Here is a 12,769-nt window from a genome sequence, read left to right as displayed (position 1 = left end):
AAAAGCCACGACGTTGCAAGCAGAAACGCCCGGACAGGCAATTGGCCGTCCGGGCGTGCTTGGAATTCAATCGCGGCCTGCCGAATGGCAGGTTGTTCCTATTCAGACTTCAGGCGGGTGTTGCATGCACTCCAATATTGCGGCCATGTCTGGCCGGCGACCTTGTTGGCAGCCTTTGCCTTCTGCCACTCATCGCCGCATTCGCGAATGCGGGAACGGAATGCGATTTCACCGGCAGACAAAGGTTTGCCGTTGGCGGCGGTTTCGGTGGCTGCGCCCGCTTTGCCGGCGGTCGCCTTGGCTGGCGCGGCGGCCGGTTCCGGCGGCGTTGCCGCATCGGACTTGTCTGCCTTGAGGCTGTCGCTGCACGCCGACAGGAATTGCGGCCACTTCTGGTCCTTCAATGTACCGGCGGTTTTGGCAGCCTGATACTGGGTGCTGCATTCCTTGGTCACCGCTTTGGCCGACATGGTTCCGGCTGCTGCCGGCGCTGCTGCCATTGCCGGCGTCTTGGCCGGCTTGGTGGCATCCTGAGCCTGCTTGACCGCCGGTGCCGTTGCCGCAGGAGCCGGTGCCGCAGCATCGGTCTTCAGGCTCGCACTGCAGGTCGACAGGAACTGCGGCCATTTCTGGCCATTGAGCGTACCGGCCTGCTTGGCCGCATTGTACTTCGTGCTGCACTCCTTGGTGACAGACTGGGCAGCGGTGCTCGCTGCGGATGCAGGGAGGGCAAATAGTGTCAATCCGGCGCCGACAATCACCGATGCGGCGAGCGTATGTGTCAGAAACTGGTTCATCTTCACATGTTCCTTGCGATCTGGTTCGCGTTTCCCCCGGGCACGCACCATGCGTTCCGGTTTAACAATGCCTTGATGCCTCCCGTCCCTGGGGAGTGAAGCGCATTTTCAACGCACCACTCGAAGTCATCAAGTGGAATCTGCACGTCGATTGTGGCTGAAAATGTCTCGCTTCCAGGAATATTTGCAGGTGAATTGCGCATCAGCATGACCCGGCATGATTGATCCATGGCATTGCAAACACAGCATGATCTTCTCACTTACTGATTGCAAGTGAGTTCATATTCTACCGGAGGTATGGCAAAGGGTTGGCTGCGAACAGGCCTGCAGACGGCTTCGGATCTCGATCGATTGGCATCGCTCATCCGAGGGGAGCGGCATGGCGCGGGAAAACCCGCGCCATGCCGGAACAACTTAAGCGACGGCAGCGAGCCTGTCTTCGACCGGCTCCGGAACCGATGCGATCGTGCGCAGAATCTGCGACGCGATCTGGTAGGGATCGCCCTGGGAATTCGGACGGCGATCTTCGAGGTAGCCCCGGTAGCCATTGGCGACAAAGCTGTGCGGCACGCGGATCGACGCACCGCGATCGGCAACGCCATAGCTGAACTGATGGATGGACTGCGTCTCGTGCTTGCCGGTCAGGCGCAGATGGTTGTCCGGTCCGTAGACGGCAATATGCTCGTCGCAGGCGGTTTCGAACGCAGCCATGACCTGTTCGAAATAATCCTTGCCGCCGACTTCGCGCATATAGTCCGTCGAGAAGTTGGCATGCATGCCGGAACCATTCCAATCGGTATCACCGAGCGGCTTGCAATGGTATTCGACATCGATACCGTACTTTTCGCACAGACGCTGCAGGAGATAGCGCGCCATCCAGATTTCGTCCGCGGCCTTCTTGGAGCCCTTGCCGAAAATCTGGAATTCCCACTGTCCCTTGGCCACTTCGGCATTGATGCCTTCGTGGTTCAGACCGGCAGCAAGACAGATATCGAGATGTTCTTCGACGATCTTGCGGGCGACATCGCCGACATTGCTGTAGCCGACGCCCGTATAATAGGGGCCCTGGGGCGCAGGGAAGCCGGCCTCGGGGAAGCCGAGCGGGCGGCCGTTCTTGTAGAGGAAATATTCCTGTTCGAACCCGAACCATGCGCCTTCATCGTCATTGATGCTTGCACGCGTATTGGAAGGATGCGGTGTCTTGCCATCGGGCATCATCACTTCGCACATCACGAGAACGCCATTCTTGCGCTCGCTGTCCGGATAGACGGCAACCGGCTTCAAAACACAGTCCGAACTTCTGCCCTCGGCCTGCATCGTCGAACTTCCGTCAAAGTTCCAGAGAGGCAGCTGTTCCAGTTTGGGGAAAGCATCGAATTCCTTGACCTGCGTCTTGCCGCGAAGGTTGGGGACCGGCGTGTAACCGTCGAGCCAGATGTATTCGAGTTTGTATTTTGTCATTATGGCTTCTCTCATAGGTAGTTGTGCGTGCTGATCCTTTTTGCGGGTGCTGCGCCCAATCGTGCGCCATCACCTGCGGATACACTAGCCAAAGCAATTTGCGTGCCACTTTCGACGGAGGCTTAATTGCGGCCCCGCCGGGAGGCGTAAAAACAGCAAATGATAGCTTGCCAGCAAACAAAACCGGGCCGTCAAGGCCGACAGCCGCGCTCAACAATTGCACATTGTCTGCCGATATTTTGTGCAACTGCGAAAATCCTGTGCAGCATCGCTTGCTGCAAAACAAAACCGGCAGCTCCCATGGGAACTGCCGGCGATCATTTGCATTGGCAATCCGTGGACTGCCCGAACTCCAACCCCAACGCTAAACGGACCCTTCGCAGCAGGCCGAGCGAACGCGCGCGCCCATGGCTAGCAGGCTCTTGGATACTGCGGGTTGATCCACCGTAAACGGGCGCTGCCAATTGTTGGATACGACAGCCTCGATATTTTTTCGCGCCACAGATTTCATAAGGAGTTCAAGCTCGCTGCGGGTCACATGGTCAGCGCGCATGACGGCGTTGATCATGGGATCTGATAAAGCTTCAGCAAGGGTAAGATCGGCATATGTCTGTGGCATGATGCTCTCCTTCTGCGCGGCAACGGCGCCGCAATAACGAATAGAATGGTAAATCAGTACTTTTGTAAGGCGTCGGCCCGAACACCAATTTGAAAAATTGACATGAGAACCAAATGCGTGTTACCGGTAAGTAACAACTCATAGTTACTGGACGGTAACATCTATGTCAAGCGCGCCTACGCAGGAAATTTCGAAACCTCACGATACTGTTATATCAGGGGAATCCGACGGCAGCCGAATGCCGCCGCGCGCCCGCATCGTGGCCAGTGCCATCGAGCTGTTTCGCCAGCAGGGTATCAAGGGCGTTGGTGTCGACGCGATTGCCGAGGCCGCCGATTCCAACAAGATGACGCTGTATCGCCATTTCGGATCGAAGGACGATCTGATCTGCGAGTGCCTCAAACAGGTTTCCGCACGGCGCGAACAGATCTGGCGCGATCTGGAAACGGCATTTCCGGATGATCCGCTGGCGCAGATACGCGGCTGGATTCATGAAGCCGCCGAATGCGTGTTCAGTGACCCGCGCGGCTGCGACCTGGCCAATGCCGCCATTGAACTCAAGGAAGCGAATCACCCCGCTTTCAAAGTGATCGTCGATGCCAAGAAAGTGCACAAGCAGCGCCTGATCGATCTTTGCCGCATGGCAGGGGTCATACAGGCCGAACAATTGGCGGATGCGCTTGTGCTGCTTGTCGAGGGGGCCCGCGTGTGCGGCCAAAGTGCTGGCGTGGAAGGCCCTCAGCAACAGTTGAAGCGGGCGTGCGACGCCATGATTGCCGCCTATTCCGCCAAGTGACGGCTAGAGACGCCCTGTCTTTACCGTCCCTTACCTGACCATCCAGCCGAGACCAGTCGCGCGACAGGCAAGACCGCTTGCGTGGGGGTGGAGGCAATTTCTGTACCCGGGGAAGCCAGACCACACGCAAGGCATGCCGTTTGATTCACGCACTTGTTATCAGCGTTCATCGCAGGAGCATGTACATTGCGTGATCAGGACAGGGCTCCCCGACACCCGCCGAACCAACTGCCCGCAAAGGGCAAAACGACACTGGTGCAAATCCAGACGGAGTGGCAATCGAATGGGAATAGCCTTCATGAACGACCGGATGCCCGAAACCCTTCCCTTCATAAGTCATGAAACACGTTCCGAGTGGCTGCTGCAGCGCGTCGCGATCCTGCGTCAGCATCCCAATTTCAGCGAAGCAGCGGCGGACTATGCGGACGACGCCGTCGGAATTTTTGAAGGCCGTTACATGGCCAACAAGGTCATGGCGAATGTCGCCCGGCAAGTCATCTGCATGTCGATTCTCGCACTGCATTTCACCCGCGACAATGGACATCACGGCGCAACCATTTCCAGCATCCAGAACATAACGTCGAGCCTGAAGCTCTGCAGCAAGAACACCACCTCGGCGACAATCGATCTTCTGGAGAATATCGGGCTCGTCAGCCGCGTGCTCGACGAAACCGACCACCGGAACCATCTGATCCAGCCGACGGACAAGCTGATATCCGGCATGCGCAGGATTGTCGGCGTTGCCATCGCTGCGGCCGACAAATTGTTTCCTTCGAGACATTACAAGCAATTGATCGACGGCACGGACGGCTTCCTCGAACGCTATTTCGCCTCCAGCTTGCATTCGCTGCTCAATGTCAGCACCATGATTTCCAACCTGCACAGTTCCCAACTCTTCGCCATCAGCGATGGCGGCGGCGTCCTGCTCTGCAAGCTGATGACAATGAAGGAACAGCAACCGGCAGACCGGGAGAATATCGTCAGCTTTCCCTATGATGAAATCGGCAATCTTTTCGGTGTGTCACGCACCCATATTCGCCGGCTTATGAAACGAGCCGAAGCGGAAGGGCTGGTGCGTTTGCTGGAAGACGGCGGCCGGCAGATCGAGATATTGCCGACCCTGAATGACGTCTTCGAAAACATGGTCGCCGCCCATATAGCCCGCGCCCAATTCGACATTCATCTTGCCAACGGGGATTACGATCTGTTGCCCATAGATCGCAACGCCTGAAGACCTTCGCTTGCGGAAAGCGCACGCGCCGCGCCACCCGATCTCGACTATCATGCTCAAAAGAAATGACCCTGCCCCTTGGAAAGGCAGGGTCGTTGAGCATTGACTGGAGATCAATTGAACTCATTTGCCTTCCTGTTCAACGCAGTCTTGCCGCGTGAACGAGAATTTGCCGGTTCACGTTGCATCCGATTTTCCAGGCAGTCAAAGGATAAAACTGGTGGCTTTTTGCTACCAACTTTGCGCCGCCAAATTGCGCCGAATGCGGCTTTCCCGCGACATTTGCGGAAAATTGCGGCTTTCCTGAACGGGATTCGTCGGCGTCCTCTGGCAGGACCCGGACCTTACAAAGATTTGATTTGCATCGAAAAACAGTAAGCCGGCTGGGCGTTTCGCGCAGCCGGAAAGACAAGACCGACACGCCATGACGGCATTTTACAGCTGGGCGACTGGTGCAAATTGGCAACATTGCGCCTGGTAGCAATATACTACCAGTTATGTCCTTTGACCAAAAGGGTACCAAAGTAAGACATAAGTGAGGCACTGCGAATTTGGCTTGCCCCTAGAACAATGATCCTTCACTGGAGATCGACATGAATATCAAAACTCTTCTTCTCGGCTCTGCCGCTGCACTTGTTGCAGTATCGGGAGCTCGCGCTGCAGATGCAGTTGTTGTCGCTGAACCAGAAGCCGTCGAGTACGTCAAAGTGTGTGACGCATATGGTGCCGGCTTCTTCTATATCCCCGGCACCGAGACATGCCTGAAGATCGGCGGTTACATGCGCTACGATGCCGGCGGCGGTGACGACCCATACAAGGGCGGACACATGGGCGGCCAGAACGACACCTATTACAAGCGTGCCCGTGCCGAGGTGCGTTTTGATGCCCGGACGGAAACTGAACTTGGCACATTGCGCTCCTACATCCAGACGCGTTTCCAGTATACCGATGGCAATCAGGATGGCGCGTCCATTCCGCAGGCCTTTATCGAACTGGGCGGCTTCCGCGTCGGCGTGGCCGACGAAATCTTCGGTTCATGGGTCGGATATGCCGGTAACATCATCAATGACGACGTGATCCAGTACAACAGCTTTGCCAGCAACCAGATAAGCTACACATACAACGCCGGAAATGGCTTCTCGGCGATCATCGCCGCCGAGCAGGGCGAAGTGGATCAGGGTTACGATTACCGCATCGATGACTACATGCCCCACGTGCTCGTGGGTGCCAAGTACGAACAGGGCTGGGGAACGATCTCCGGTATCGCCGGTTATGACTCCGCCGTGGAAGAATGGGGCTTCAAGGCTCGTCTGGATGTCAAGTTCACCGACACGGTTTCCGCCTGGGTGATGGGTGCCTACCAGACCAACTATGACGACCAGTCCTTCAACACCAATGTCAACCGCAACTGGTTCGGCACATGGGAAGGCGACTACGCCATCTGGGGCGGCCTGGCTGCCAAGGTTACCGACAAGGCAACCGTCAATGCGCAGGTTGCTTACGAAGAACAGGGCACGATTGCTGCCGCTTTGAACGTGGCTTACGAGCTTGTTCCCGGCTTCACGATCACACCGGAACTCAACTACACCAAGTTTGACGGCGCGCGTAAGGACTACTCCCTTGCCCATGGCGGCAACGACGATGCCTTCGGTGGTATCATCCGCTTCCAGCGCAATTTCTAGTCAGCGCAAAAGCTGATTGTCCGGGGCCGCAAGGCCCCGGCTTTTTTATGGGCGGAAAGCTTGCTCCGCCCGCCTCAAGCAATCATGCATTCACGCTTGCCGGTTCCTGATGCCCTGCGGGCGGAACAGTATTATCAGGCGCCTTGATGCGGAACCACGCGATGTAGAGTGCAGGCAGGAACAGAAGCGTCAGCACCGTACCCACGATAATGCCGCCCATCATGGCATAGGCCATCGGCCCCCAGAATATTTCCCGGGCAATCGGGATCAGCGCAAGGCTGGCCGCCGCTGCCGTCAGCATGATCGGCCGCATGCGATGCTCCGTCGCTTCGACCACAGCACTCCACGGATCCTTACCTTCCCGCCGGAGATCCTCGATCTGCACGACAAGGATCACGGAATTGCGGATCAGAATGCCGATCAACGCCAGGACGCCCAGCAACGCCACGAAGCCAAGCGGAGAATTGCTGGAGAGCAACGCGGCAACGACGCCGATGATGGCCAGAGGCGCAACCGCAAAGACCAGGAACAGCCGCTGGAAGCTTTGCAGCTGGATCATCAAAAGGGTTACCATGGCAAACAGCATGAGCGGAGCAACGGCTGCGATGGGCGCCTGGGCCTTGCCGCTTTCTTCCACAGCACCGCCCACGACAACACCGTAACCCGGCGGCAGCTTGCCTGCGAACTCGGCGACCTTGGGCGCCAGCTGCGTCACCACTGTTGCGGGTTGAAGGTCGCCGACGATACCGGCCTTGAGCGTTATGGTGGGTTGGCGCGCGCGACGCCATACCACCGACTGCTCCAGCTCGTAGCGGAAGTTCGCAACGGCCGCAGCCGGCACGGACTGGCCGTTGCTGGTCGTCAGCTGGATATTGCGGAGCTGGTCGATCGAGCCGCGTTCATCGGCGCGGGCGCGCACGACCACATTGATCAGATAGATGGAATCCCTGACTTGCGTGATCGTCGAACCGCCGACAACGGCATTGAGCGACGAGGCAATCGATTCCGAGGTGATCCCGAGCTGACGCGCCTTGTCCTGCAGCACGTCGACCTTGATGACGCGGGAGGGTTCGTTCCAATCGAAGGTGATGTCGCCGATGGATGGATTTCCGGCAACCAGATTGGCCATATCATGGGCGTAATCGCGCACCTTCTGCACATCCGGCCCGCTGACACGGTACTGGACCGGACGGCCGACCGGCGGTCCGATATCCAGCAGATGGACAAAGGCGTCGGTGCTTGGAAACTCGTTCTTCAGCCATGCCTGCAACGTCGTCCGCAGCCGGTCGCGTGCCTCCAGGCTCTTCGTCACGATCACCGTCTGCCCGAAGAACGGATTTGACGGCTGCACGTCGAATGACAGGAGGAAGCGGATGGCACCCTGCCCGACATAGGAGCTCCAATGATCGATATCGGCGTTGCCGGCCAGTTGCTCCGCCTCGAACTTGTCCATCTGCGCCTTGGTTTCAAGGATCGAGGCATTCTGCGGCAAATTCCAGTCGACAATCAGCTCATGACGGTCGGAGTTAGGAAAGAACTGCTGCTGGACGTGACCCATTCCGTACAGGGAAACCGCGAAAATCACGACGGTCGCAGCAATGGTCACCCAGCGGAACCGCATGCAGAGCAGGAGAATACGCTGGAACCACACGGTAAACCGGCCGGGGTTCTCGTGCTTGTTCTTCATGGTCTTCGGCAGCAGCGTCACGCCGAGCAACGGCGTGAAGATGACTGCCACGATCCACGAAACAACCAGCGATACGGCGATCACGACGAACAGCGTGTAGGTGAATTCACCCGCCGCACTGCTGTTGAGGCCAACGGGAATGAAGCCGGATACCGTCACCAGCGTACCGGTCAGCATCGGAAAGGCCGTGTGCGTGTATACATAGGTGGCGGCTTTGCGCAGATTGTCCCCTGCCTCAAGCCGCGCCACCATCATCTCGACGGCGATCATCGCGTCATCGACGAGCAAGCCCAGTGCGATGATCAGCGCGCCCAGTGAAATACGCTGGAGCGAGATGCCCATATATTCCATCACCATGAAGGTGATCGCCAGGACCAGCGGTATGGCCAGCGCAACCACGAAACCGGCACGCATGCCCAGGCTGACAAAGCTGACCGCCAGCACGATGGCGACGGCTTCAAACAGGGCGCGCGTGAAGCCGGATACAGCCTCCTCGACGATTTGCGGCTGGTCCGAAACCAGATTGACGCCAACGCCCACAGGCAGATCCGCCGTAATCTGCTGCATCTGCGCCTTGAGGTGTTCGCCAAACTTCAGGAGGTTGCCGTTCGGCTTCATGCCGATGGCAAGACCGATGGCCTCCTTGCCGTTCACGCGGAACAGGCTGGTCGGCGGATCGATATAGCCGCGGGTAACCCGCGCGACATCGCTCAACCGGAAGAAGCGGTCATTGACGCGAAGATTGATGGCCTGCAGGCTCTTCTCCGACACGAACTGGCCGTTCACCCGGATCATCACCCGTTCAGGGCCGGTTTCGATGACGCCCGACGGGGTGATTGCATTCTGCGCCTGCAGGGTGCTGATGATGGCCTGCTGGTCCAATCCCAGGGCCGCGACCTGCTTGGGCGAGAACTCCAGATAGATCGCCTCGTCCTGCGCACCCACGAGCTCGACCTTGCCGACGTCGGGAACCGTCAGGATTTTCCGCCTGACGTCTTCGACGTAATCCCGCAGTTGCCGCCGGCTCAGCCCATCGGAGGTAAAGCCGTAGACATTGCCATAAACATCGCCGAACTGGTCATTGAAGAACGGACCGACGACCCCTTGCGGAAACTGCGGGGAAATATCGCGGATCATGTTGCGGACGCGGATCCAGGTTTGCGTGACGGCATCCCCGCGCACCGTGTCCTTGAGGTTGAGGAAAATCGTCGTCGATCCCGGCGAACTGACACTGCGGGTGTAGTCCAGCGTATCGAGTTCCTCGAGCTTCTTTTCAATCCGCTCGGTGACCTGTGTCGTCGTGTCCTCGACCGAGGCTCCCGGCCATTGGGCCGAGATCACCATGGTCTTGATGGTGAAGTTCGGGTCTTCCTCGCGGCCGAGATTGAGATAGGAGAAAATCCCGGCAATCGTGAAAACGATCATGAAGTACCAGACGAGAGACCGGTGATCGAGCGCCCATTCCGAGAGGTTGAACTTCTTCATAGCGGATTCCCGTCAGTCATCTTGATTTTCTGGCCTTCGGCCAGGCTATGCGCCCCGGCCGTGGCGATCCGGTCACCGTCGGTCAGTCCGGACACGACAATGGCGTCCGCATTGGTGCGGTCTTCCAGCTTGACTTCCCTGGCCGAAACCGCCGCCTGCTTTTCATCGATCAGCCACACGAACGTCTTGCCATCCTTGTCGAGGATTGCCGTTGCCGGAATGCGGATGCGCGGATCCGCTGCGGTGGTGAGATAAGCCGTCACCGTGGTCCCCAAGCGGAACCCTTCCGGCGGCTGCTGCAACGTGATGCGGGTTCGGCGCGTGCGCGTGGCTTCATCCGCCTGCGGTGCGATTTCCCTGACAACACCTGCCGTCTGTATTGTCGGATCGGTCTGCAGGGAGACACCGAACCTGCTTCCCGCCTCGATCGCGCCAGCCACCGTTTCGGGAATATCGACCACCGCCTCACGGACATCAGGGCGTGCAACGACGGCCACGAGCTGGCCGGCAGTCACGGTCTGTCCGACATCGGCCTGCAGGGACGTCACCACGCCGTCGAAATCGGACCGCAACACCGCATAGCCGAGCTCTTCACGCGCCTTCGTCAGGTCAGCTTCCGAACGCACAACCGAGGCGACGGCGGCTTCGTAGGCCTGCTGCGCCTGATCGACGACGGCTTCCGTCGCCGAATTCTGGCTGAGGAGCGCCTTCTGCCGGTCGGCCGTCGACGCGGCGTTGGCAAGCTGGGCCTTGGTGGACGACAGGTTCGCCTGCGCCGCCTGCACCGCCAGTTCCAGCGCGAGCGGATCGATTGCCGCGATCTCCTGCCCGTTCGAAACCTGGTCTCCGACGGACACGTCACGGCGCACGATGCGCCCGAGGGTGCGGAAGCCGAGCTGGGTTTCAAAACGCGGTTCTATCTTGCCGGCAAATCCCCGGACCTGCAGGGTTTGCGATTTGACGACGGTCGACAGAACCGGACGCACGACATCCGGCTGCTTGGCCTCGCCTTCCCTCTGGCAGGCGCTGAGAGCGATACCGAGACTGACAAGGCTTGCGCCATAAACGAGAACACGCCTCATGACGGATCACCACTCTTGATTGCTACAATCTCGGTTGGCCGCAACCGGGTTCCGCCTGTCGTCACCACCTGTTCGCCGGCCTGCAATCCGCCGCCGATCGCGACAGACAGCGACTCGTACGCCGTCACGGTCACGTCGCGCAGATCGACGGCGTTTGTTTGCGGATCGACGACCCAAACGGCCGGCTTGCCATTGTCCGAGGTCAAGACCGACGATGGCAAGACAGCCGCCTTGACGGCCGGCAATTTGACCGTTCCGATCACCACGGAACCAAGAGCCATCTGAGGCGTCGGGTTTTGCACCGCGACCTTGACCCGCACGGTGCCGGAGGCATCGTCCACCGTCGGAGAGACTTCGCGGATAATGCCTGTGGCCGTTATGGCGGGGTTGTCGAACAGAACAATCTGGATCTGCTGATCGCCGATGCTGCGCGTGACCAGTCCCTCATAGACATTGAAAATCGCGTCGCGCGGACCATCCACCGCCACCGTGAACGCAGTCGATGCGATCTGCGTCACCTGCCCCACCTCGATATTGCGCGCGGTAACCACGCCGGAAGCGTCGGCTTTCAACTCGGTATAGGACAGAGTTTCGCGCGATGTCTGCAATTGCGCCCTGGCTGCATCGAGCGAACCCTGTGCCGTGCGCTGGGCTTCCTCGGCGCTGTCATAGGCGCTCCTCGTGGTGAAACCCTGTGCGAGCAGCGCTTTTTGCCGGTCGAAGGCGGAGGTGGTCTGACGTAACTGCGCCTCGGCGGAACGGACCGCCGCGTCGGACGCGGCAACGTCGGCCTGCTGCTGGGTCGGGTCGATGCGCGCAAGGACGTCGCCGGCAGCGACATGGTCACCCACGTCCACAAGCCGTTCGGTCACCTTCCCGCTCACCCGGAACGAAAGATTGCTGTCGATCTTTGCCCGTATTTCACCGGTTACCGAAACACTCTGCGCATAATCCGTGAACACGATCTTGGCGACATTCACCTGGGCCGGCGGCTTCTGTTCAGCCGCTTTTTTCGGCTGGCAACCGGCCAGCAGGGCAAGCCCTAAAATCATCACCAGCAGCCTGGGCACGGCAGACACATCATACCGTTGCCGCTGGCGCTCAACCACAAATCCGGAGGAGAAAAAGTCAGGCCGCATCATTCAACCAATCCATGAAAAGGTGTGACGGGTATAATATTGACTGATCGTTCAGTCAATGTATAATGTTGTCCAAGTCGACTTCAAGGCTCCATTGGATGAAATCATGGCCGAAATAAAAAATGCGTCAAGCACAACCGGGCCGGACACCGCCCCCGGCGTGCGGGCGCGCCGCAAGGCACAGCGCCCGCAGGAGATCCTGCATGCGGCTTTCGACGAGTTCGTCGAGCGCGGCTATACCGCCACGCGCATCGAAGATGTGGCGCGGCGGGCAGGCGTTACCAAAGGCACGATCTATCTGTATTTCCAGAACAAGGAAGAGTTGTTTCACGATGTCGTGCGCAAGCTCTCGCAGCCGATTTTCAACGAAGAGCAGTTCCTGAGCGAGCATCAGAACCGCCCGCCGCATGAGCTCATCCGGCTTTTCCTCGATACGGTTTACGAGCACATGACCGTCAATCCCTACTCGCGGGAAATCCTGCGTTTTCTGATTTCCGACGGCCGGAGTTTTCCCGAACTGACAATGGCTCACTACAATGAGTTTGTCCTGCCCATGCTGACCATGTTTCAGAACCTCATTGAAAAGGGCGTCCGGGAAGGTGTTTTCCGGCCGGGAGCCGCGACCAGCGAGAGCAGCCATATCCTGCTCAGCCCGGCACTGACATTGACGATCGACAAACTGCTGGACTGCCAGACCAACCTGCCGCAACTCGACGACTATGTGAACGCGCATTACGACATGATCATGCGCAACATTCAGAAATAGCACCGCTCAAGGCGGCTCATTCGG

11 protein-coding genes are annotated in these 12,769 nt (G+C 58.6%); 5 read left to right on the top strand and 6 right to left on the bottom strand.

Features of this window, described 5'->3' with window-relative positions; genetic code table 11:
• Positions 1–98: 98 nt before the first annotated feature.
• From AC1Q5O_RS16850 to AC1Q5O_RS16840, 3 genes are all read right to left on the bottom strand, one after another.
• Positions 99–797, bottom strand: coding sequence for a hypothetical protein (locus AC1Q5O_RS16850; RefSeq protein ID WP_403181982.1), 699 nt, complete (start codon positions 795–797; stop codon positions 99–101).
• A 414-nt stretch (positions 798–1,211) separates the two neighbouring features.
• The gene (locus tag AC1Q5O_RS16845) at positions 1,212–2,258 is read right to left on the bottom strand and encodes a glutamine synthetase beta-grasp domain-containing protein (RefSeq protein ID WP_464664804.1); all 1,047 of its coding nucleotides are present in this window, start codon (positions 2,256–2,258) and stop codon (positions 1,212–1,214) included.
• A 364-nt stretch (positions 2,259–2,622) separates the two neighbouring features.
• Positions 2,623–2,877, bottom strand: a complete 255-nt coding sequence (locus AC1Q5O_RS16840) for a hypothetical protein (protein WP_492564450.1) — start codon at positions 2,875–2,877, stop codon at positions 2,623–2,625.
• A 238-nt stretch (positions 2,878–3,115) separates the two neighbouring features.
• Here AC1Q5O_RS16840 and AC1Q5O_RS16835 point away from each other — a divergent pair, with 238 nt between their 5' ends.
• From AC1Q5O_RS16835 to AC1Q5O_RS16820, 4 genes are all read left to right on the top strand, one after another.
• Complete coding sequence (locus AC1Q5O_RS16835; RefSeq protein WP_492564448.1) at positions 3,116–3,673, top strand: TetR/AcrR family transcriptional regulator; 558 nt, start codon at positions 3,116–3,118, stop codon at positions 3,671–3,673.
• 298 nt (positions 3,674–3,971) lie between these two features.
• The gene (locus tag AC1Q5O_RS16830; protein ID WP_223614723.1) at positions 3,972–4,904 is read left to right on the top strand and encodes a helix-turn-helix domain-containing protein; all 933 of its coding nucleotides are present in this window, start codon (positions 3,972–3,974) and stop codon (positions 4,902–4,904) included.
• 117 nt (positions 4,905–5,021) lie between these two features.
• The gene (locus tag AC1Q5O_RS16825; protein ID WP_492564445.1) at positions 5,022–5,282 is read left to right on the top strand and encodes a hypothetical protein; all 261 of its coding nucleotides are present in this window, start codon (positions 5,022–5,024) and stop codon (positions 5,280–5,282) included.
• A gap of 215 nt (positions 5,283–5,497) precedes the next feature.
• Positions 5,498–6,586 (top strand): porin, encoded by a 1,089-nt coding sequence (locus AC1Q5O_RS16820; protein ID WP_223614722.1) that lies wholly within the window; start codon positions 5,498–5,500, stop codon positions 6,584–6,586.
• An 82-nt stretch (positions 6,587–6,668) separates the two neighbouring features.
• Here the strand turns inward: AC1Q5O_RS16820 and AC1Q5O_RS16815 are convergent, their stop codons facing one another.
• The 3 genes from AC1Q5O_RS16815 to AC1Q5O_RS16805 are packed head-to-tail and all read right to left on the bottom strand — an operon-like array spanning position 6,669 to position 11,982.
• On the bottom strand, positions 6,669–9,758 hold the full coding sequence (locus tag AC1Q5O_RS16815) for an efflux RND transporter permease subunit (RefSeq protein WP_492564443.1): 3,090 nt from the start codon (positions 9,756–9,758) through the stop codon (positions 6,669–6,671).
• On the bottom strand, positions 9,755–10,840 hold the full coding sequence (locus AC1Q5O_RS16810) for an efflux RND transporter periplasmic adaptor subunit (protein ID WP_492564441.1): 1,086 nt from the start codon (positions 10,838–10,840) through the stop codon (positions 9,755–9,757). Before AC1Q5O_RS16810 ends, AC1Q5O_RS16815 begins: the two co-directional genes overlap by 4 nt.
• Positions 10,837–11,982 carry an efflux RND transporter periplasmic adaptor subunit gene (locus AC1Q5O_RS16805; protein ID WP_492564439.1) on the bottom strand — a complete coding sequence of 382 codons (1,146 nt, stop codon included), beginning with the start codon at positions 11,980–11,982 and terminating at the stop codon, positions 10,837–10,839. The genes AC1Q5O_RS16810 and AC1Q5O_RS16805 overlap by 4 nt, the downstream gene beginning before the upstream one ends.
• Before the next feature lie 103 nt (positions 11,983–12,085).
• Here AC1Q5O_RS16805 and AC1Q5O_RS16800 point away from each other — a divergent pair, with 103 nt between their 5' ends.
• Positions 12,086–12,745 carry a TetR/AcrR family transcriptional regulator gene (locus AC1Q5O_RS16800; RefSeq protein ID WP_464664799.1) on the top strand — a complete coding sequence of 220 codons (660 nt, stop codon included), beginning with the start codon at positions 12,086–12,088 and terminating at the stop codon, positions 12,743–12,745.
• Positions 12,746–12,769: the final 24 nt, after the last annotated feature.

This window comes from Phyllobacterium sp. MT110, from assembly GCF_058792715.1.
This window is presented reverse-complemented; position numbering and strand designations above follow the sequence as displayed.

What these genes read in the sequence shown, in the direction of transcription:
- AC1Q5O_RS16850 (WP_403181982.1), bottom strand. Translation starts at nt 797, where the DNA reads ATGAACCAGTTTCTGACACATACGCTCGCCGCATCGGTGATTGTCGGC.
- AC1Q5O_RS16810 (WP_492564441.1), bottom strand. Translation starts at nt 10,840, where the DNA reads ATGAGGCGTGTTCTCGTTTATGGCGCAAGCCTTGTCAGTCTCGGTATC.
- AC1Q5O_RS16830 (WP_223614723.1), top strand. Translation starts at nt 3,972, where the DNA reads ATGAACGACCGGATGCCCGAAACCCTTCCCTTCATAAGTCATGAAACA.
- AC1Q5O_RS16845 (WP_464664804.1), bottom strand. Translation starts at nt 2,258, where the DNA reads ATGACAAAATACAAACTCGAATACATCTGGCTCGACGGTTACACGCCG.
- AC1Q5O_RS16800 (WP_464664799.1), top strand. Translation starts at nt 12,086, where the DNA reads ATGGCCGAAATAAAAAATGCGTCAAGCACAACCGGGCCGGACACCGCC.
- AC1Q5O_RS16835 (WP_492564448.1), top strand. Translation starts at nt 3,116, where the DNA reads ATGCCGCCGCGCGCCCGCATCGTGGCCAGTGCCATCGAGCTGTTTCGC.
- AC1Q5O_RS16820 (WP_223614722.1), top strand. Translation starts at nt 5,498, where the DNA reads ATGAATATCAAAACTCTTCTTCTCGGCTCTGCCGCTGCACTTGTTGCA.
- AC1Q5O_RS16815 (WP_492564443.1), bottom strand. Translation starts at nt 9,758, where the DNA reads ATGAAGAAGTTCAACCTCTCGGAATGGGCGCTCGATCACCGGTCTCTC.
- AC1Q5O_RS16805 (WP_492564439.1), bottom strand. Translation starts at nt 11,982, where the DNA reads ATGATGCGGCCTGACTTTTTCTCCTCCGGATTTGTGGTTGAGCGCCAG.
- AC1Q5O_RS16840 (WP_492564450.1), bottom strand. Translation starts at nt 2,877, where the DNA reads ATGCCACAGACATATGCCGATCTTACCCTTGCTGAAGCTTTATCAGAT.